The organism is Algoriphagus sp. (genome assembly GCF_030694375.1).
In the GTDB taxonomy this organism is placed as follows: domain Bacteria; phylum Bacteroidota; class Bacteroidia; order Cytophagales; family Cyclobacteriaceae; genus Algoriphagus.
Window position 1 is genome coordinate 143,612 of the sequence record NZ_JAUXYL010000038.1, and the last position, 21,545, is coordinate 165,156.

Consider the following 21,545-nt stretch of genomic DNA (forward strand, 5'->3'; position numbering starts at 1 on the left):
TCCATTGATATCAAAGGAATTATGCAATTTTTTAACCGCTAAATTCTACTTTCAACTACCAGTTTTTTATCAAGTCCCTGTAGTTTATAATTCCTTTTCGCTCTGCCACTTTTAGTAGTTTCAGAAAAAGTTGGGCAGTTAAAAATGCATCACCTGCCGCAGTGTGCCGATCATCCGTGTCAATCCCATATCGTTCGCAAAGGGCATCCAAGCTATAAGTACCCATCTTGATTCTGTTTTGATCAGCTTGTGGACCATGCTCCAACCTGATCGCCAAGCTAAGGGTGTCAACTCCCGCATTGGGTAATTGATCCAGGCCAAAATCGCTCAGCTGTCTGTTGATCATTTCCAGATCAAATCCAAGATGATGCCCTACCAGGATTGAATTGCCTAAATAAGGCAAAAGCCTCCGGACAAATTCTTCCTTGGAAATCTGATCAGGGATGTCAACCAATCCATGAATCTGGGCTGTTTTACCACCAGTGTTTTCAGAAAGTGGATACCATTCCACCGCAGTGGGGATTTGGATTTTCAATTCGGAAACTTTCACTGCCCCAAAGGATAGAATCGAATCCCGGGAAGGGTCCAATCCTGTAGTCTCCGTATCCAATACAGTAAAATTCAACTGGTCAATGGATCGAATCCCCGGAATGGTCTGCTCATTTGCCGCTAAAAAATCACGGATAAATTCCAATCGTTCGTGTTTTGGCTTCCAAAATTCCCACCAGCTCATCGCCTGAAATAGTCTAGTTGAAACCGGATATTGACGATTTCCTGTAACTCGGATATCGGAGCGAAGGCATTTTTCAAAAGTTGCCGCTGAAGTTTCCCCAAGGATTTTGGATTGATGTATCGTCCATTGTTTTTGTTTTGCAAACCTTCCAATGCCCGCATTCGCATCAAAATTTCGTATGCTTTTCCGGCTTGGGAATAAAGTTCCGAATTGGAAGATTCCAGCTCCGCTAACTTTTCGAATCGCTGAAAAGTATTATTGATTCCCACAATCTGATGACTCAGTACCAGCAAACGAGCCAGATCTGTCAAAGGCAACATCGCCCGAAGTTTAATGTCAAACTGATCTCTGTTTTCACCTGATTTTTCCACAACGAAATCCCTGAAAAAACCGAGGGGAGGTGGGTTTTTCATCGCATTTTGAGCTAAAAAATTTAAGAAAATCTGTTTCTTCCCGATTTCCTGATAGATATGATCGGAGAGTTCAGCAGCCAAAGCATTACTGCCTGCCACAGACCTAAAATCAAAGAAAATCGAAACCTTCATCAAAGCTTCAGGAGAGGGGTGAAGAATCCAATCCGAAAAATAATTCTTCCAAACCGAAAGCGGCTGAATCCACTCCGGATTGCTTGCCATGATTTTACCCGGACAGGGATCAAAGCCACACGCCAAAAGAACTTCAACCACGCCTTCACCCAACTTGAGGAAATATTCGGCAGCCTTGGACTGAAGTCCTTCGGCCACATCTTCATAGAGAATGGCGTTATCCAGATCGGTTCGAAGCAATTGTTCTTCCCGGCCCTCACTTCCCATGGATAAAAAGCAAAACCGGGTGGAGTTCATTTCAGGATACTCGGCTTTCAATTCGGTTTTTGCGATTTCCAAGGCCTGCCGGATGATCACATCGTTGATTTCGGTCATGACCGAAGCGACGAATTCCATGGAAACTTCATTTTCGAGGTAATAGCAAAGCATCTGTTCCGCACGATCACGAATTTTCCGCATTTCACCCACCTCCTGCGTGTTCATCAGTCCGTGAATGAGTACCGCAGGACTGTTACCCATCGAGAGAAATACATCATGGTCCGAAATGATCCCGCACACCGGACTTTTGTCCGTGCCATCCCCGGTCAGGACCAAATGGTGCAGGCGGTGACGGATCATGGTCAGGTAAAGGTTGGAAAAGCCATCCTGCTTCTTTCGGGTAATCACCGGACTGGTCATGACTTGTGAGACCGGATTTTTAGGTGAAATTTCCGAAGCTAAAACTCGGCTCCGCAAATCTTTGTCTGTCAAAATACCCAATGGAAAATCCTGTGAATCGCAAATTACAATACTGCTGACCTGAGCTTCTGCCATCAGTTTTGCGGCACTTTGGATTGATGTTTCAGGAGGGCAATTCAATACCTTTTCGGAAAAGTTGACTGCTGACTGATCCGAAAAAATCAAAAGGGAATGATCTCCCGATGCTTTTTTTAACTCACTTCTTGCTTTTTGTCCCTGCGAAAGATCCTGCCTGACTACGACTTGCCCTGCTGCAAATCCTGCTGCAAAAAAGAGTGCGACGCGACTGTTTTCCTCCAGAATCTTTTCAAAAACAGCAACAGGAATGGCATAAATCAGACTGTTTTCGATGACTTTGGAAGTCAGGAGATAGGGCCTTTTACCCAATAAAGCCAATACCCCAAATACATCCCCCTCGTCGCATACTTCCCGGATTTCCTCGCCCTTTTGAGAAGTCTCTACCAAATGGATGATCCCTTCCTTGAGAATGAAAAAATGAGGTCTTGCGGCCTCACCTTGCTGAAATAAAATCTCGCCTTGTTCTAGATACTGTACTGCTACACTTTGAGCCACACGGGTCAGATCCCCATCTCCCAAAAAGGAAAAAGGAGGGAATCTTTTCAGAAACTCCGCGACTCGGTTGACAATGACGTTGGACATTTTGAAAGTATCTAGTATCTAGATTTTAGTATCAAGATCAAAGTAAGGATAAAAGAGACTGGAAATTCAGAACGCGGAAAATTGGTATAGCTCAACCAAAAACTTCCTAGCTTCCAAACTTCCTTGCCTCCCAACTCCACTATTTTCTTCCTTCAATAATCTTCTCTACCACATCCGGATCCAGCAAAGTACTGGTGTCGCCCATGCTGTCCAGACTTCCTTCGGCTACTTTTCTCAGAATTCGACGCATGATCTTTCCTGATCGGGTTTTTGGAAGTCCCGGCACAATTTGAATTTTATCCGGCTTAGCAATGGGTCCAATAATCTTAGAAACCATTTCTTTAATCTCATTTATCAGATTTTCTTCTGTACGGTTGGTCATATCACAGATGACATAGGCATAAATACCCTGACCTTTGACTTCATGTGGATAAGCTACTACGGCTGATTCGATGACTTTTGGATGCTCATTGATGGCATTTTCCACTTCGGCAGTTCCCATTCGGTGTCCTGAGACGTTGATTACATCATCGACTCGACCTAGGATTCGGTAGTAGCCGTCATGATCCCGCTTCACTCCATCTCCGGTAAAGTACATTCCCTTATAGGCTGAAAAATAGGTTTGCTTGCACCGATCGTGATCCCCATAGGTCGTCCGGATCATGGAGGGCCAGGGAAATTTGATGCAGAGATTTCCTTCTACAGAATTTCCTTTCAGTTCATTTCCTTCCGGGTCTACGATGCAAAGCTGGATTCCGGGCAGTGGCAAAGTGGCATATGCCGGTTTGGTAGGAGTGATGCCTGCTAGAGGAGAAATCAAAATTCCTCCGGTTTCAGTCTGCCACCAGGTATCGACGATCGGGCACCTTCCTTTCCCAATATGTGTGTGGTACCAGTGCCAAGCTTCCTCGTTGATGGGTTCACCGACTGATCCGAGAACTTTGAGCGAACTCAGGTCATACCCTTGGATAGGATCAGTGCCGAAAGCCTGAAGTGCACGGATGGCGGTAGGGGCGGTATAAAACACATTCACTTTATGTTTTTCAATCACTTCCCAAAATCTGCTGGGATTCGGGTAGGTCGGAACACCCTCAAACATCAGGGTAGTGGCTCCAGCCAAGAGTGGTCCGTAGACTATGTAAGAATGTCCTGTAATCCAACCGATGTCAGCTGTACACCAGTACACATCTCCGGGCGAATACTGAAACACATTCGAAAATGAATATTGGGTATAAACCATGTAGCCCCCGGTGGTATGCACCACTCCTTTGGGTTTGCCTGTAGAGCCTGAGGTGTATAGAATAAAAAGCATGTCCTCACTGTCCATTTCTTCGGCCACATGCTTTTCCGATTGTCCTGCCATGACCTCATGCCACCAAAAATCACGGCCGTCTTTCATGGTGACTTCCTGACCAGTTCGTTGGTAGACGATCACGGTCTCCACGGATGATTTTTCCAGGGCTTCATCTACCACGGATTTCACTCCGATTTTCTTATTGCCCCGATAATTGCCATCCGAAGTTAAAATTGCCTTGGCCTCACAGTCAATCACCCGATCGGCGAGTGCATTACTCGAAAATCCGGCAAAAACCACGGAATGAATGGCTCCGATTCTGGCACAGGCTAGCATGGCAATCGCAGCCTCAGGCACCATCGGCATGTATATAATTACCCGATCGCCTTTTTTGATTCCTTTATCTTGCAAAACATTCGAAAATCGGCAAACTTCCTCATAAAGCTCCCGGTAGGTAATGGTCCGCGTAGGCTCAGTTGGCTCGCTCGGTTCCCAGATGATCGCCGGGCGGTCACCGATCGTATAGAGATGTCGCTCAAAAATATTCTCTGTGATATTCAGCTTGGCATTGACAAACCACTTCACATCCGGTCCATCGAAATTCCATTTCAGGACACTGTCCCAACGCTTTCTCCAATGAAAGGAATCGGCAATTCTGGCCCAGAATTCTTCGGGCTGAGCTATGCTTTTTTGGTATTCGTAGAGGTATCCACTGAGGGTATGTAATCGATCACTCATGATATTTTAGGTTTTTGGGTGCTGAAATTCTAATGATTATGTGCTGATCCCGCCCCTTTCGGAATCCTGATTTCCTGAATCAAATCCTGAACATGCTGAGGTGGGGCAGGAGTGAATTTCGAAACGAAATAGCACATCAGAAAATTGAGCAACATGCCGAGGGAACCGATGCCTTCCGGAGATATTCCAAACCACCAATGCTCCAGGGTATTGAGTTCTGGGCTGAGGAATTTGAAGTAGGTAATATAACCAATTGTGAAAATCAAACCTGAAATCATTCCCACGATGGCCCCTTCCTTGTTTATTCGGGTAGAAAATATTCCCAAAATAATCACCGGAAAGAAGGATGCCGCTGCTAATCCAAAGGCAAAGGCTACTACTTCGGCCACAAATCCGGGCGGATTTACTCCGAAATATCCCGCAAATAACACCGCTCCTGCTGCGGCAATCCGGGCGATTCGAAGCTCCTTTTTCTCCGAAATTCTGGGATTGAAAGTCTTGACCAAATCACGGGATACGGAAGTGGAGATGACCAAGAGTAAACCTGCTGCTGTCGAAAGCGCTGCCGCCATGGCTCCTGCTGCGACCAATCCCACTACCCAATTGGGCAGGTTTGCGATCTCCGGACTTGCCAAGACCATAATGTCCTTATCAATGCTCAGTTCATTGGCCGATGGGTCGGCTAGGTATTGGACTTTGCCGTCCCCGTTTTTGTCATCGACAGAAATGAGATTGGTTTTTTGCCAGTTTTGAACCCATACGGGCAATTCGGAAATATTCTTTTCTGAAGTGGAATTGATCGCGTTGTAGATTCCAAATGCTGCTACCGCCGGAGCTGTAGTGTATAGGATCGCAATAAAAGCCAAGGCATACCCTGCTGAAAGCCGTGCATCTTTGACTCTCGGTACTGTGAAAAAGCGGACAATCACGTGCGGTAATCCGGCTGTCCCGACCATCAATGCCAGGGTGATCATTAGCATATCTGCCATCCCTTTTCTTCCGGCAGTGTATTCGGCAAAGCCCAAATCAGCAAGCACTCCATCCAGTTTTGCCAGAAGTGGAGTCCCGTCCGCCACGCTTCCACCCAAACCTAGCTGAGGGATAGGGTTTCCCGTCAGCTGCATGGAAATGAAAATCGCAGGGACCATATAAGCAAAAATCAGCACGCAAAACTGGGCTACTTGGGTATAAGTGATTCCTTTCATTCCCCCCAATACCGCATAGAAAAACACAATGCACATCCCGATCACCACGCCCCATTCGATGGGAATTTCCAGATAACGGGAAAAGACAATCCCCACGCCGCGCATTTGTCCGGCGACATAGGTAAAGGAGATAAACAGCGCGCAAATCACTGCCACCACTCGGGCTTTGTTGGAATAATAGCGGTCGCCGACAAAGTCAGGTACGGTGAATTTTCCAAATTTCCTCAAATAAGGTGCAAGCAACAGCGCAAGCAAGACATAGCCTCCAGTCCAGCCCATCAGATAGACCGAACCATCGTATCCGGAAAAGGAGATCAATCCTGCCATGGAAATGAAGGATGCTGCAGACATCCAGTCCGCCGCTGTCGCCATGCCGTTGGCCAATGGGGAAACGCCCCCTCCAGCGATGTAAAACTCATTAGTCGAGCCGGCACGCGACCAGATCGCAATACCGATGTAAACAGCAAAAGAAAGTCCGACGAGTATATAGGTCCAGGTAAGTATGTCCATGGTAAAAATTAATCTTCGTTGACGTCAAATTCCTTATCCAGCTTATTCATTCGTGCCACATACACAAAAATCAGGATAATGAAGGTGTAAATGGAGCCCTGCTGCGCAAACCAAAACCCAAGTGGATAGCCTCCAATTTTGAATTGGTTAAGTGGTTCAACCAATATTATCCCAAATCCAAATGAGACTAAAAACCAAACGGAGAGTAAGATCCAAAGTGTCCGGAGGTTTTTCTTCCAATAATCAGACATCCGGCCTGGGGAATTAGGCATATTTTTTTAGGGTTTAAAGTAAAAAACAAAGAAAAGAAGGTCGAAATGGCTATTTGGGAATAGAATTTTCCGCTTTCTCATTCAAAAATGAAATACCTGAATCTGATGACAGAATCCAAATGCTTTTCTGTGAAAATCCAAAGTTTTTTGGAAACGTCTTATACCTCTATTCGGGTTATTAGAACGCCATTAATCGAACAGAAAAATTTCCTGTTTCAGCAGGAAAATAAAAATCACATCAAATACTCCGATGCAATCGCCAATCCGGCTGCCAAAAATGTCACCAGCAACTTATTCATCTGAAACTTGTGATGGGGACTACTTTCGAAAAAGATGGTTGTTGAAATATGCAAAAATCCTCCGGTGACCAACCCATACAACAATCCTATTCCTTCCTTGGAAAGCATACCCTGATTGATGAAAAAAGCACTGGAAAACATCCCCATAGGAGAAGCCAAGGCAAAAATGGTGAGTAAAATTATTGTCAATTTTTTGCTCAAAGAAGCCGAAAGAACTGCAGCCAAGGCAAAAGCAGCAGGGCCTTTGTGCATGATGATCCCAAGCAAAACGGTATTGTCACTGTGGGAGTGACTTACAGCCAAAGATTCCTCAGCCATGGCTGTCCCATGCGAAAGTAAAGTTCCTTCCAAAAATGCATGGATAAACAGTCCCAACATTAGAGTCCAAACACCCTTTGAAGTTTCGCTTTGATGCTTGTGAATATGGCCGTGCTCTATCCCACTGGACCAAAACTCAAGGATCTGTTGAAAAAGGAAGCCAATCAAAATGTAAAGTCCCATCCTGGCACTGCTGAAGCCACTGTCAAAAAGCTCCGGAATAATATGAAGGATAGTGATCGAGAAAAGGTAAGATCCTGCAAAAACCAATAACAGTTTGAAATATTTATCCCGAAAGGCTGGAAAAATAAACACCAATAACCCTGCGATCATTGCGGTGGAAAAAAGAAGCAGAAAATTTATTCCCATGAGTTGAGTTTCAGCTTTTCCCTATTTTGGGAAAAAGCGTTGCAGGTAATAACCAATGCAAAGGTAAGAAAATTCAATAGTGTTGCATTTGGCTTTTTTAATTTACAGGAAAGGATAAAAATCGGACTAATTCTGGACTGATATACTGTTTTAGTCCCCCCCCTTTTTCGTTGTAAATCAAAAGCATCTGCAAATCGTCACGGATGGAATCCATGCGAATTGCCTCCCTCCAGCCCATCACCATCAATGCATCGGCTAGCGCATCCGCAGTTTTTGCATCCCGCCCAATGACTGTGGCGCTTAGCAACCCATTAGTTGCAGGATATCCTGTTCGGGGATCCAGCGTGAAGGACAACCTAACGGAATCTCTCGTGTAGAATTGCTCGAGATTTCCGGCAGTAGAAATCGCCTGATCTTGAAGTGCCACGATGCCCTCGGATTTCGTTTGGGTGCTGTCCAACAAATGGAAAAGCCCGATTTTCCAAAGCTCACCTTTTTCATTTACGCCCCTAGCCAGGTTTTCTCCACCGATTTGAATGAGAAAGTTTTTAATGCCTTTGGCTTCCAAAAACTCACCTATCAAATCAAGCGCAAAGCCTTTTGCCGATCCGGAAAAGTCCAGAAGTATGCCGGGGGGAGATTTTCGAATTAGTGAATCTGTGATGATGACCTTCTTCAGCCCAACCAAAGACAAAAAAACCCGAACATCGGTGCTATCCTGTAGCCTTACTCCTGAGGGGGAAAAAGACCATATTTTTTCAAGGGAAGATCGAGTGGGGTCCAGTGCGCCAGCTGTCAAATCATACATTTTGTTTGACTCCTTCAATACTGAGACTAAGGTTTTTGAGGGAGAAATTAAGGTGTCTTTTAGATTCAGGCGATTGACTTCAGAGGTAGGTTCGTAACCTGACACACTAAGGTTAAACACATTTAAAAGTGAATCAATGGAGGGTTGAAAATCCTGATTAGAAGGATCTAAATAGCTCACTTGGTAAGCTGTGCCCATGGTTTTTCCCGAAAAGGAAACTTTCCCTGTCACTGATTTGGCGGAAGTATCAATTACGGGTTTGCCTTCCCGTGTCCGCCAGGCATAGACTAATAATAGCATAGCAAAGAGGACCAAGGAATAAATGATGTTTTTCCGGGCGTTGGGATTCATTTCTGCTTATTTGAAGGCGAATTTAGATCAATTTTTGTCAGGGTGAACAAAATGAGGAAGTTCTCCGCATAGGGTTTTGTTTATATTTGTCTGTATTCGAAAAAAACATGAGAGAAGATTACCTGAAAGGAGACGAAGATCAGCTGAGCCCAAAAGACCGGGAGTTTGAGCGGGCATTGCGACCCTTGAGCTTTGACGATTTTACCGGTCAGGCCAAGATTATAGAGAATCTCAAGGTCTTCGTCTATGCTGCAAAAATGCGGAAAGAACCCTTGGATCATGTGCTCTTGCATGGGCCTCCGGGTTTGGGAAAAACTACCCTGAGCAACATCATCGCGAATGAACTCCGGGCAGGCATCAAAATCACCTCAGGACCTGTGCTGGACAAACCCTCAGATTTGGCAGGTTTGCTCACCAATCTGGAGGAAGGGGATGTACTTTTTATTGATGAAATTCATAGACTGAATCCGATCGTAGAAGAATACCTCTATTCAGCAATGGAAGATTTTCGGATCGACATCATGCTGGATTCAGGTCCCAATGCGCGATCAGTCCAGATTTCATTGAGCCCGTTTACCCTAATCGGTGCGACGACACGCTCCGGTTTATTGACTTCCCCACTTCGTGCTCGATTTGGGATCAATTCCAGATTGGAATACTACGATGCAAAGCTTCTGACAGACATCGTGATTCGCTCGGCAGGAATCCTTCAAACGCCAATTGATGAAGTAGCCGCTTATGAGCTTGCCAGAAGAAGTCGGGGTACTCCCCGAATCTCAAATATGCTCCTACGCCGAACCCGGGATTTTGCTGAAGTAAAAGGCAATGGAACTATCACGCTCGAAATCGCCAAGATCGCCCTTAATGCACTTGATGTCGATGAAAACGGACTGGACGAAATGGATAACCGAATCCTGATGACCATCATCGAAAAATTCAAAGGCGGACCGGTTGGACTCAGTACGATTGCCACTGCTTGCGGGGAAGAAGCTGAAACGATCGAGGAGGTCTATGAGCCCTTTCTGATCCAGGAAGGCTATCTGAAAAGAACCTCAAGAGGCAGAATGGCTACCGAACTGGCCTATACCCATCTCAAAATAAAGCCTAGCGGAGCCACGGGAACGCTGTTTGATTTGTAGGGATTTGACAAAAAGAAATTTCTGGAGAAGGAAATCTTCATTGCTTATCCGGCAATTGTCGGCATAACTCCCAATTTTTAAAATAGATTTTACCATGAAAATCGTAAATTATACTTTCGATTTTCATGGTAAAAGACAGACAAATACTTCCTCTTTTTCAGGAATATCTCTCGATTTTCCCTGCTGTAGGTCTTTTGGGTCCGAGGCAGGTAGGAAAGACTACGCTAGTCAAAAACCTGACCTTGGAGAAAGAAAGTTTGTACCTCGATCTCGAAAAGGCTTCGGATCGAGCTAAGTTGATCGATCCGGAGCTTTTTCTGAAAGCGCATGCTGAAAAGACTGTGATTTTGGATGAAATCCAACTCATGCCTGAGCTTTTTTCAGAGCTTCGAAGTTTGATCGATGAGCAACGTGAACCGGGAAGGTTTATTCTTTTGGGTTCGGCTTCTCCTGATCTGATTCGAAAAAGCGCGGATTCCCTTGCTGGACGAATCGGTTATCTCGAATTAACGCCATTTTACTTGGGGGAGATTGATTCCGATGAACTCCAAAAACTCTGGATTCGTGGTGGTTTTCCTTTGTCCTTTCTGGCTAAAAGTGAGCGGGAATCTCAGCTTTGGAGACAAAACTTCATCAAGACTTATCTGGAACGAGATCTAGCACAAATCGGACTCAGTACCGATCCCCGGCTGGTGGAGCGCTTTTGGATGATGCTGGCCAATGCGCAGGGAGGAATCTGGAATGCAGAAAGCTTTGCCAAAGCACTTGGCATCACCCGCCCGACGGTCAATCGATACTTAGAGTTTTTAGAGGGATCCTTTATGGTGCGGGTCTTGGCTCCTTTTCACCAAAACATCAAAAAGCGTCTGGTCAAATCGCCAAAAGTCTTTATCCGAGACACAGGTTTGCTTCATGCCCTGACGGGAATTGATAGCATGGATGCACTAGCAAATCTGTTGCTGATTGGGCCGAGTTGGGAGGGATTTGTGATTCAGCAGATTATTGCGACTTATGGAGATGAGTTTGAATATTACTTCTATCGTACCCATCAGGGAGCAGGGTGTGACCTGCTTTTAGTGAGAAATGGCGTGGTCAAAACTGCCATTGAGATCAAGAATACCCTTTCACCTAAACTCAGCAAAGGAATGCAGATCAGCATGGAAGATACCGGGGCCGAAAAAGGTGTGATTATCTGTCGGATTGAGGATGGCTATCCGCTTTCAGAAAAAGTCAGAGCGATAGAATTGAAGGAATTTTTGAGAGGGTTATAGGCCACGAAGGCGCGAAAACGCTAAGTTTCAGGAAAAGAAAAGGCACAAAATCTTAGTGACTTTGTACCTTTGTGGCTAAATAAGTGGGATCTAAGGGATTCGAACCCATGACCTCTGCTCTGTCAAAGCAGCGCTCTAAACCAACTGAGCTAAGATCCCTATTTGTGTTGGCGAATATAGAAAAACCTGTCAGGTTTCCGAAACCTGACAGGTTTGAAAATCAAACAAAACTTTCCTTCAAATACTTCCCCGTAAAGTTCTCCTCCTCTTTGGCCAAATCCTCCGGAGTACCGGCAAAGGTCAGATGTCCTCCTTTATGTCCGCCTTCAGGTCCTAAGTCAATCACCCAATCGGCCGACTTGATTACCTCGGTATTGTGCTCGATGATGATCACGGAGTGACCTTGGTCAATCAGGGCATTGATGCTATGAAGTAACTTGCTGATGTCGTGAAAGTGAAGGCCGGTCGTAGGTTCGTCGAAGATGAAGAGGATGTGATCTCCGGTTTTGGTGCCGCCTTTTCCGAGGAATGAGGCCAATTTCACCCGTTGAGCTTCTCCACCTGACAGTGTATTCGAGCTTTGGCCCATTCCGATGTAGCCCAAACCTACTTCCTGAAGTGGCTGAAGCTTATTGATGATCTGAGTTTTGCCTTTGAAGAACTCCAAGGCCTCATCGATGGTCATTCCCAACACTTCTGAGATGTCTTTGTCCTTGAACTTCACTTCGAGGATTTCATTTTTGAATCGCTTTCCTTTACAGGATTCACAGGTCAGGTGGATGTCTGCCATAAACTGCATTTCCACTGTAATTGTACCTTCACCTTGACAGGCTTCGCATCGGCCTCCGTCCACGTTGAAGGAGAAAAATGCCGGTTTGTAGCCTCTTTGCTTGGAAATAGCTTGTTCCGAAAATAGGTTTCGGATCGCATCATAGGCTTTCACATACGTCACCGGATTGGAGCGGGATGACTTGCCGATCGGGTTTTGATCCACAAATTCCACTTGGGTCACTTGCTTGTGGTCACCTTCGATTTTGTCGTATTTCCCGCTCTCGTCGATGACAGTCCCCAGCATTTTCCCCAAAGCAGGATACAGTACCTTCTTGATCAGGGTGGACTTGCCCGAACCTGAAACTCCCGTGACGCAGGTGAGCGTGTTGAGCGGAAACTGGACGGTTAGATTCTTTAGATTATTTTCTCTGGCACCTTTGACAGTAATTGAATCCTTCCATTTTCGATTACCGTTTTTGATAAAAATCTTCTCTTCCCCTCTAAGATATTTTGCTGTGTAGGTAGTTCCGATAGTAATCAGATCTTCAATTTTCCCCTGAAAAAGTAATTCTCCACCCTTCACTCCGGCATCCGGTCCGATGTCAATAATTTGGTCCGATGCTTTCATCACTTTTTCCTCGTGCTCCACCACGATCACGGTGTTGCCTAGATCCCGAAGTTCTTTTAGTACTCCGATCAGTCGGTCCGTGTCTCGTGGGTGCAATCCGATGCTGGGTTCGTCCAAGATATACATGGAGCCGACAAGCGCCGAACCTAAGGAGGTTGCCAGTTTGATGCGCTGAAATTCTCCTCCGGAGAGCGAGGAAGTCAATCGATTAAGCGTCAGATAGCCCAAGCCCACCTGATCCATAAATTCCAGTCGGCTGACGATCTCTTTTAGCAGTCGGTTGGCGATTTTGGCTTCGTGGGGAGGGAGTTCGATTTTTTGGAAAAAAGCAAGTGCATCCTCAATCGGCATGAGGACTATATCGGTGATAGATTTTCCCTGGACTTTGACATAGGAGGCGTCTTTTCTCAGTTTCGTGCCCCGGCAATCCGGACAGGTCGTTCGTCCACGGAATCGGGAAAGCATTACGCGGTACTGAATTTTATAGGTTTTGGTTTCCAGATCTTCGAAGAAGGCATTCAAGCCTTGGAAGTACTTGTTACCAGTCCATATCAATTCCTGCTCTTTCTCCGTCAGTTCTCCATAAGATCGATGAATTGGAAAGTCGAATTCGATGCCTTTTTTCAGCAAGGGTTCCAACCACTGTCTGCTGGATTCCCCACGCCAGGGAGCGATGGCCCCTTCATAGACTGAAAGCTCTTTGTCCGGAATGACCAAATCTCGGTCGATCCCCAATACATTCCCAAAACCTTCACATCTTTTGCAGGCGCCAAAGGGATTGTTGAATGAGAAAAAGTTGACAGACGGGAGCTCGAAGCTCATTCCGTCCAGTTCGAAGCGGTCTGAGAATGACTTGGTCTCCACATCCGGCACGGTGATTTTGCAATCTCCATGGCCTTCGAAAAGGGCAGTTTGGATGGAGTCGGCAATACGGAATTGGTTGTCCTCGTCATCTTTTTGGACAGTGGCACGGTCAATCAGAATTTCGTATTTGCCTTTCTTTACCTTTTTTTCTTCGAGTAGTTCTTCGACGAAAAAGACTTCCCCATCGATCAAGATTCTCGTGTAGCCTTTTTGTAAAAGAAGCTCCAATTCCTGCTCGATTTTCCTTCCCCGTTCAATTTGAAGCGGACATGAAATCATGACTTTGGCTCCCTCCTCAAAGGAAAGTACATAATCCACGATGTCTGTGACGGTATTATGTTTAACCTCTTTTCCGGATACCGGAGAGTAGGTTTTTCCAACTCGGGAGTAAAGCAACTTGAGGTAATCGTAAATCTCTGTGGTCGTGCCTACGGTGGATCGGGGGTTTTTGGTACTAACTTTTTGTTGGATCGCAATGGCAGGCGCAACACCTTTGATGTATTCCACATCGGGTTTTTCCATCCTGCCGAGGAATTGGCGGGCATAGGAACTAAGGCTCTCCACATACATCCGCTGGCCTTCGGCAAAAAGTGTATCAAAGGCCAAGGAGGACTTGCCCGAACCAGAAAGTCCGGTGATGACGATAAATTTATTTCGGGGAAGGGCGACGCTTAGGCTTTTGAGATTATTGACCCGGGCGTTTTTGATGATGATGAATTCCTTCGGGTCGAGGGAATCGAAGTCGATTTTAGCGGGTAAAGTGCTTAAAGTCATAGCTGGCAAAGTTAACAATCAAACCCGGCAAGTGGGAGAAAAGTTGTGGAAGTTGTCTAAGAGGATGTTTTCTTTTTACCGCAAAGATCGCAAAGGAACACGAAGCAAATAATTGGTTCAATCTTGATTTTGGCGTTTTATGGCTTTTTTGAGAACCTTAATTATAAATTCACTAATTGGCCTTTTTTGAGTTCACAGAGAAAAGCTAAAGCTTTTTTGCCTTCGGGTTTTTCTGTTTAGCCATAAAAAAACTCTCGTTGTTGCGGAAGTTTGAATAATCTAATACTCTATTAATCCTTTTTTCCTCCCTTTTCTCTGTGGTAAATCAACTTTGAGTTCCGTAGTGTCCTTTGTGGCTAAGAAACAAATCCTTTTCTTCGCAGCATGGATTTTCAATTTCTCCTGGACGGATTTGCCGAAGGGCTTCGTAACATGACCTGGCTGGAGGGTATAGCTGTCTTCTTTGGGATTGCTTCTGTATTCTATTCCATAAGGGAGCGCATTTGGGTATATCCGACGGGACTTGTTTCCACGCTGATCTATGTCTGGATTTGCTTCGAGTATAAGTTGTATGCGGATATGGGTATCAATGCCTACTACTTTGCCATGTCGATTTTTGGCTGGTATATATGGACACATCCCAAAGAAAATCAGGCAGTTCTTCCTGTCACTTGGTTGGACAAAAGAGGCTGGCTGTACGCCGTAGTGATTTTTGCGGTTTCTTACCTTCTTTTATCACAGACACTTACCAATTTTACGGATAGCGATGTGCCCTATTGGGATTCTTTTACCACTGCTTCAGCATTTGTTGGGATGTGGCTGATGGCCAAGAAGAAGGTGGAAAACTGGATTTTCTGGATCATCACTGACTTGGTCTCTGTTCCCCTGTATTTCTACAAAGGCTTAATTCTTACCTCTTTTCAATTCTTGTTTTTCACGGTTTTGGCTACTATTGGACTTTTCGCCTGGATCAAATCTGCAAAAATCTATGCAAAAGCCTAAGCGCATCCTTATTCTTGGACCGGAATCTACCGGGAAAAGTACCTTAGCAGCCGATTTGGCGAATCATTTTGGCGAACCTTGGGTGCCGGAGTTTGCAAGGGAATACTTGGAAAAAATCAACAGACCCTATCGCTATGAAGATTTGGCGGAAATCGGAAAAGGACAGATAAGATTGGAAGATCATCTGGCAGAAAAAGCCGAAAATTATCTCTTTTGCGATACCGATCTCCGAGTTATCCACATTTGGTCCCATCATCGATTTGAGAAAACGGACCAATGGGTAATGGATGAAATCGGAAGGAGAAGGTATGATTTGATTTTACTCACAGACACTGATTTGCCTTGGACTCCGGATCCCCTTCGGGAATACCCGGACTTGGAAATGCGACAATATTTTTTCACAAAGTACCTTCAATTGGCGCAGGAAAGCGGTTTTCCTTTTTTGATTGTTTCCGGAGGTCGGGATAAAAGACTAAAAATCGCAATTGCGGCAGTCGAAAATTTGGTAGGATTTTAACTCGATTTCCTTCCATCCAAACTTGTTGTTTTCTTGGCATCACTTCCTAACCTCCCAACTTCCTAACCTCCCAACCTCCATACCTCCAAACTTCCTGACCTCCCAACCTCCTCACCACTTCCTCAGCGAAAGCGTCGCGGCTTCAACCAATTTTATTTTGTCGGGATGGTAATTATTGTTCAGGACAATGATGGTTTTACCCTCTTCGATAAATCGAACAATGATCGTCTGATAGCCCGGATTGTCACCGGTGTGCATGACCATTTTTCCAAACGGACTTTTGGGTTCGACTTCCCAGCCAAAGCCATAATAGCTTCGGGTTAAGTCATTGAGGATATAAGGGGAAAATGCTTTTTCCAACAGTTCCTTTTTGACCAATTTTTCAGAGTAGAGTGCTTGATCCCATTTCAATAAATCCTTTGCAGTGCTACTGACGCGACCGGGACCTTTGCGGTTGCCCAGCCAAACCGTGTAATCTGAAGCATGGAATTTATTGGCGTTGATGTAATTGCCTAGGCTGTCTTTGAGATGGCCTGCGGCAAAGTTTTCCACATTTGCTTTTTCCTCCAAGCTACGGATAGCTGTGTTTTTCATTCCCAAAGGTTTGAAAATCCATTCTTTGGTCAATTCTACAAAGTCCCTCCCACTTACCTTTTCAGCGATGCTTGCCAGCAAAACGTAACCCGTATTGCTGTATTCGTACTTTTCTCCTGGTTCAAAGAGCATCGGGGGAGAATACCGATTGAGGTATTCCAGGATGTCCGGGTTCCCTGCAACTTTACTTTTATCCCAATGTGCGTCCATAATAGTTTGGTAATCAGGCAAGCCGCTGGTGTGAGTTAACAAGTGGCGAATGGTGATTCCCTTGTAGGGAATGTCAAGGTACTTTTGGACCAAATTGTCAAAATCAAGCATTTTCTTTTCCTGACACATCATCACGATCATGGCGGTGAATTGCTTGGAAATGGAAGCCATTTCAAAAACATCGGTAGTTTGTAGCGGAGTTTTATTTTCAAAAGACCTGAACCCGATTGCTTTTTCGAGCAGGATTTTTCCATCTTCGGCAACTAAAACCACACCCGAAAAACCATTACTTTCTGCCTGAATAAGAGCGGATTCTAGAATTTTTTGCTGCGCAAAAAGTGGACTTATCCACAAGAAGAGCAGTACGCATAGTGTGGATAAGTTTTTCATTTTGCCAAAGAATGTTTGTTGATGAAATTAAATGTCGCAGCAAATGCATTGACCCAATTTCGGTGTAAAAGAAAAGAATGAACCTCATCCGGAAAGATCAACTGCTCCACATGAACACCTTGTGTCCTCAAGACCTCGGCTAATTCCACGCTTTCGGAGAAAAGGACATTGCGGTCATCATCACCGTGTATTAGGAGCACCGGATCTTTCCAGTTTTTGACAAAATTCATAGGAGAAGACTTGAAAGCCAGTGCTGCCATCTCCGGGAATTTTTCCGGTTTATACCACGAAGCAAATACCGGGATGTCATTGTTCCAATTGTGTACCCCATGGATATCGACCCCCACATTGAATTTTTCCGGTGCCTGAGAAAGTGCATGTGCGGTTAAAAATCCCCCATAACTTCCTCCCCAGGGTGAAATTTTGGAATTATCCACATCAGACCGGGCTGCCAAATAATCCGCTGCTGCCATCACGTCCTGAACTTCACTTGCACCGCCAGCACCATAGTTTTTCTCCTCTCGAAAATCCATCCCATAGCCGATTCCACTACGGTAATTCAGAATGAAAGCAATGTAACCTTGTGAAGCAAAATACTGCTGTGCCGCATAGGTATGACTGTAATACATGCCATAGTTAAATCCTAATAGCATTTGTCTTCTGCTTCCGCCATGGAGAAAAATGACAGCAGGATACTTCTTCTTTGGATCATAATTCGCCGGAAGCAGAAGCTGCCCATAGCTTTCAAAACCGTCTTTTGCTCTTAGCGTGATCGGTGTGGGTTTGCTCAGGGTTTTTGGAAAAGATTTTGGAAACAGTTCCTGCGCAAGCATTTTGCTTTGGCCATAGGTTTGGACCATTGGCCATCCGGGTTGGTTCCAGCTCGATTCCAGCCAAGCCAGACCGTTTTCTACTCTTACAGGTGCCCAATTGATCGTTTGGGGGTCGGAAAGGAGTTCAAGATCAAATGTGGATAAGTCCAGTCGGGAAACCTGCCTTCGGTCGATATTCCCGATATTGTGTGTGATCAGAAGCTCATTTTTTGTGAAAGAAGCTTGCACCCATTCGACCTGACCTTCGCCCGGAGTCAGATGTTTGAGTTCCTTTGTTATTGGATTGATACTATACAATTGCATCCAATTGTTTTTTTCCCAGGGGAAAACCAAAGAACCCCCAGGCGTCCACCAAAGTCGCTCGCTGATCGCAGGCAAATCGTCAACCATGACAGATCCCCGTCCCGGATCTGCTTCCCACACTTCCTCAGCTTTCATTGTAGCAATATCCAAAACACGAATACTCCAAGGATTTGCCTCGGTGATCGAGGTAAAAGGAAGCAAATTCAGAATATTCGGAATCCGGAGGTAGGCCAGTTTTTTTCCATCAGGACTCCAAGCCGGATAAGCATCAAAGTCAAGACTGGCTTCTGGATAGGTCAATTCCTTTTTTTCGAAATTCCATAAACCAACGAAGGAATGATCCGTGCGGCCTGACATAAAAGCCAGGTAATTTCCCTCAGGTGAAAAGGAAAGCATCGAAGCGCTACCTCTTGCAGTGAACAGTTGCTTGACTGAATCGGTGGTATCGCTTGCAGCTTTCAGGTAAACCGATCCTCCGATCAGGTAAGCGATATTTTCCCCATTCGGGCTGAACACAGGTGAAGTCCCGGGTGCAAACCAGCTGGATTTCCCACTTTCCAGATCAACTTTGAAAATTTTCTTATCCGTGTTTTCCTGTAACTGAGCAGGATTTGCAGGTTGTCCACTTGGATTTCGGCTATTTCCCCTGACGAAAAGTAAGGTTTTACTATCCGGAGAAAAAACCAATGGACCTAAGTCTACACCGATATCACCCTTATAATCGGTAAGCTTCTTTGCAGCGTAGTCAGGGGCTTTTGCATAAAAGACATTTCGCTCGCCCTGATCGTTGAAGACCCAGGCGATAGCTTTCCCGTCAGGAGAAGCAGTCATGGAAGTGGGAAATGGAACGGATAAATAGTCTGCAACAGATTGGGCTTGAATCTGATTGGTGAGCAAAATCAGGGATAAAGCGAAAAGTATCTTTCTCATAAAGTTGGGGTTTCAGTTCAATTTTTTGGCAGCTGCTCACAGACCTGAATTCCGTCATGCAAGTTGCTACAGATTTGCACAGATTTTTTCAATCTGTGTAAATCTGAGAAATCTGTGAGATAATTCAAGGTACAACATTCAATTGAGTCTCTGATTCGTAAATTAAGATTTTGATCTTTCTGAAATCTCCCCAAAATCGCTTAGCTTTTACTTTCTAAAACCTTAATTAACAATGACAAGATCATGGACTTTTACTTTTCTTTTTTTGCTATCCACACTTTTTGGTTTTGCGCAGCCCAATCCCGCACAGCGAGACAGCCTCAATAAACTCACCCAAGCCGACCATCAGCTGATGATGCAGCTTTTGGGCATCGAAAGTCTACGTCCTGGACCCTCGGGAAATCCTCAGGCACCCAATGCCGCCAATGCTGAAGAGAGCAGAGCAAAAACCTATGAATCAGTCCCAGACACACTGGTTTTTGAAGATGGAAGAGAAGTGAAAAATCCAGCTGATTGGCATAAGCGGAGTGCAGAGTTGAAAGAACTTTTTGACCGGGAAATGTATGGGAGAACTCCTGAAAACTTGCCTGAAGTGAACTGGGCACTAATTTGGGAAAAAGATACTGTGATTGGTGGCATTGAAACCCACTATCGGAAGATGAGAGGAAATGTGGATAACTCTAAATTCCCTTCTATTTCGGTTGGGATTGATTTTGAATATGGGGTTCCAAAAAATGTGGATAAGTCAGTTCCTCTTGTCATGGAATTTGGCTGGATTTGGCCAGTGGGCATGCAAAGGCCTCCTGCGCCTGCCGGTCCAAGTTGGCAGGAGCAAGTACTGAGTCAAGGCTGGGGATTTGGGATCATTATACCGACAAGTTTTCAAGCCGATCATGGTGCAGGTTTGCGAACAGGAATTATCGGATTGGTCAATAAAGGGGAACCCAGAAAACCGGATGATTGGGGTACGCTGAAAGCTTGGGCTTGGGGAGCAAGTCGGGCCTTGGATTTTTTCGAAACGGACCCATCAATCGACTCGAAAAAAGTCGTGATCGAAGGGCTTTCCCGATATGGAAAGGCTGCTTTGGTTACGATGGCTTACGATCAGCGGTTTGCTATGGGATTAATCGGTTCATCGGGTGCCGGTGGCGCTAAACTTTTACGAAGAACTTTTGGAGAGCAAGTGGAGAATCTGGCGAGTTCGGGGGAATATCATTGGTTTACTCCAAATTTCATCCAATATGCCGGTCCATTGACGCCCAATGATCTTCCTGTAGATGCACATGAATTAATTGCGCTCTGTGTGCCCAGGCCTGTGTTTATTTCTGTGGGTTCGCCCACGGTGGAGGGACAGTGGATCGATGCCAAAGGGATGTTTGAGGCGACGGTATTGGCTGGACCAGTGTATGAATTACTTGGTAATAAACCTTTATCAACAAATGATTTTCCCCCAATTCAAACATTTTTGGATTCAGGAGATTTGGCATTTCGGCAGCATGAGGGTGGTCATACGGTGGGACCGAATTGGCCTTACTTTATTGAGTGGGCGAGGAAGTATTTGGAATAGAATCAAAGAAAAATGGCTTGATTCTATCTAATGCCAATACTGTGCGATCTTTTTCTTCAGAAATGCCACACTTCGCTCCAGTTGGTCCATGCCATCTACCCCGTCTTCGATGCTGATCCAATTATCGAATCCAACCCGCTTTAACTCCGTGAAGATGGCATCGTAATCGTTCATTCCCTGACCGATTTCCCCATGACTGAGCCGCTTGGCATAGCCTTGGGCTCCGCCTTCCTCTTTTCGAAGGTCTTCTATGGTGCCATATTTCAAAAAACGGTCGCTCGCATGCATGGTGACCACTCGATCAGAAATGTCATAGAGCAAATCCAGGGGATCCTCTCCAGCGAGATAGGTGTTGCTTGGATCGTAATTCACTCCGAAGTTTGGATGCTGAATCGATTTGACGAGTTTGGTAAACACGGCGCGCTTTTGAGCAAATTCTGGGTATTCCCAGAAGTCGTCTTTGTAGTGATTTTCGATAATTAAGGTGATGCCAAGTGATTGGGCATAGGGTAGACAGGCTTCGATGCAGTCTTTGGCGAGTTTGATTCCTTCTTCGATGGAAAGCTCGGGGCGAAACTGTCCCGAAAGGACGCGGCAGTACTTTCCTCCGAGTTCATCGGTCATATCGATCCAGCGTTTTTGCTTTTGGATTTCCTTTTCGCGGAAGGCCTTGTCCCGATGCGTAAAATCAGGGGAGCAACACATCATCGGAATGACCATGCCTTCGTTTTCGACCATCCGGCGGAATTTGGGCCAGTTTTTTTCATTTTCCATTTCCAGGAAACCGGCATACCACTCCAATCCATCGAGTTGAAGCGGTACTGCAAGCTTTACCCAGTCGGCGATTTTCATGCTTCCGTCCTTGCAGAGCTGCTGCATAAATGCTTTGGGAAATGCGGCTAATTTGGGCAT

The 21,545-nt window shown here is 45.3% G+C and carries 16 protein-coding genes and 1 tRNA gene; 5 read left to right on the forward strand and 12 right to left on the reverse strand.

Annotated elements, in window-relative coordinates; translation table 11 throughout:
- Positions 1-55: 55 nt before the first annotated feature.
- The 7 genes from Q8M62_RS12375 to Q8M62_RS12405 all read right to left on the reverse strand — a co-directional run bounded on the left by Q8M62_RS12375 (position 56) and on the right by Q8M62_RS12405 (position 8,840).
- The gene (locus Q8M62_RS12375) at positions 56-733 is read right to left on the reverse strand and encodes a PolC-type DNA polymerase III (protein WP_304901090.1); all 678 of its coding nucleotides are present in this window, start codon (positions 731-733) and stop codon (positions 56-58) included.
- A complete protein-coding gene (locus tag Q8M62_RS12380) occupies positions 730-2,676 on the reverse strand; it encodes a DUF294 nucleotidyltransferase-like domain-containing protein (protein WP_304901091.1) in 1,947 nt (648 codons plus the stop codon). The genes Q8M62_RS12375 and Q8M62_RS12380 overlap by 4 nt, the downstream gene beginning before the upstream one ends.
- Before the next feature lie 139 nt (positions 2,677-2,815).
- On the reverse strand, positions 2,816-4,708 hold the full coding sequence (gene acs / locus Q8M62_RS12385) for an acetate--CoA ligase (protein ID WP_304901092.1): 1,893 nt from the start codon (positions 4,706-4,708) through the stop codon (positions 2,816-2,818).
- Positions 4,709-4,737: 29 nt separating this feature from the next.
- Positions 4,738-6,423: a sodium:solute symporter family protein gene (locus Q8M62_RS12390; RefSeq protein ID WP_304901093.1), complete on the reverse strand. Its 1,686-nt coding sequence runs from the start codon at positions 6,421-6,423 to the stop codon at positions 4,738-4,740.
- A gap of 8 nt (positions 6,424-6,431) precedes the next feature.
- Positions 6,432-6,695, reverse strand: coding sequence for a DUF4212 domain-containing protein (locus Q8M62_RS12395; RefSeq protein ID WP_092732671.1), 264 nt, complete (start codon positions 6,693-6,695; stop codon positions 6,432-6,434).
- A gap of 233 nt (positions 6,696-6,928) precedes the next feature.
- Positions 6,929-7,681 carry a ZIP family metal transporter gene (locus tag Q8M62_RS12400; RefSeq protein ID WP_304901094.1) on the reverse strand — a complete coding sequence of 251 codons (753 nt, stop codon included), beginning with the start codon at positions 7,679-7,681 and terminating at the stop codon, positions 6,929-6,931.
- A gap of 97 nt (positions 7,682-7,778) precedes the next feature.
- Entirely contained in the window at positions 7,779-8,840 is a 1,062-nt protein-coding gene (locus tag Q8M62_RS12405) for an FAD:protein FMN transferase (protein WP_304901095.1), read from the reverse strand.
- 107 nt (positions 8,841-8,947) lie between these two features.
- On the opposite strand from Q8M62_RS12405, the gene ruvB reads away from it, so the two are divergent.
- Together ruvB and Q8M62_RS12415 are read left to right on the forward strand one after the other, a co-directional pair.
- A complete protein-coding gene (ruvB, locus tag Q8M62_RS12410) occupies positions 8,948-9,979 on the forward strand; it encodes a Holliday junction branch migration DNA helicase RuvB (protein ID WP_092732662.1) in 1,032 nt (343 codons plus the stop codon).
- Positions 9,980-10,104: 125 nt separating this feature from the next.
- Entirely contained in the window at positions 10,105-11,250 is a 1,146-nt protein-coding gene (locus tag Q8M62_RS12415) for an ATP-binding protein (protein ID WP_304901096.1), read from the forward strand.
- A gap of 84 nt (positions 11,251-11,334) precedes the next feature.
- Here the strand turns inward: Q8M62_RS12415 and Q8M62_RS12420 are convergent.
- Positions 11,335-11,409: transfer RNA gene (locus Q8M62_RS12420), tRNA-Val, on the reverse strand.
- A 61-nt stretch (positions 11,410-11,470) separates the two neighbouring features.
- Complete coding sequence (gene uvrA / locus Q8M62_RS12425) at positions 11,471-14,287, reverse strand: excinuclease ABC subunit UvrA (protein ID WP_304901097.1); 2,817 nt, start codon at positions 14,285-14,287, stop codon at positions 11,471-11,473.
- Between the two features lie 384 nt (positions 14,288-14,671).
- On the opposite strand from uvrA, the gene pnuC reads away from it, so the two are divergent.
- Positions 14,672-15,289 (forward strand): nicotinamide riboside transporter PnuC, encoded by a 618-nt coding sequence (gene pnuC, locus Q8M62_RS12430; protein WP_304901098.1) that lies wholly within the window; start codon positions 14,672-14,674, stop codon positions 15,287-15,289.
- A complete protein-coding gene (locus Q8M62_RS12435) occupies positions 15,276-15,806 on the forward strand; it encodes an ATP-binding protein (RefSeq protein ID WP_304901099.1) in 531 nt (176 codons plus the stop codon). Before pnuC ends, Q8M62_RS12435 begins: the two co-directional genes overlap by 14 nt.
- Positions 15,807-15,917: 111 nt before the next feature.
- On the opposite strand, the gene Q8M62_RS12440 is transcribed toward Q8M62_RS12435, so the two are convergent.
- Both Q8M62_RS12440 and Q8M62_RS12445 read right to left on the reverse strand, forming a co-directional pair.
- Entirely contained in the window at positions 15,918-17,000 is a 1,083-nt protein-coding gene (locus Q8M62_RS12440; RefSeq protein ID WP_304901100.1) for a serine hydrolase, read from the reverse strand.
- Complete coding sequence (locus Q8M62_RS12445) at positions 16,997-19,066, reverse strand: prolyl oligopeptidase family serine peptidase (protein WP_304901101.1); 2,070 nt, start codon at positions 19,064-19,066, stop codon at positions 16,997-16,999. Before Q8M62_RS12445 ends, Q8M62_RS12440 begins: the two co-directional genes overlap by 4 nt.
- Positions 19,067-19,298: 232 nt before the next feature.
- Here Q8M62_RS12445 and Q8M62_RS12450 point away from each other — a divergent pair, with 232 nt between their 5' ends.
- Positions 19,299-20,633, forward strand: a complete 1,335-nt coding sequence (locus Q8M62_RS12450) for an acetylxylan esterase (RefSeq protein WP_304901102.1) — start codon at positions 19,299-19,301, stop codon at positions 20,631-20,633.
- Between the two features lie 27 nt (positions 20,634-20,660).
- Here the strand turns inward: Q8M62_RS12450 and Q8M62_RS12455 are convergent, their stop codons facing one another.
- The gene (locus Q8M62_RS12455) at positions 20,661-21,545 is read right to left on the reverse strand and encodes a sugar phosphate isomerase/epimerase (RefSeq protein WP_304901103.1); all 885 of its coding nucleotides are present in this window, start codon (positions 21,543-21,545) and stop codon (positions 20,661-20,663) included.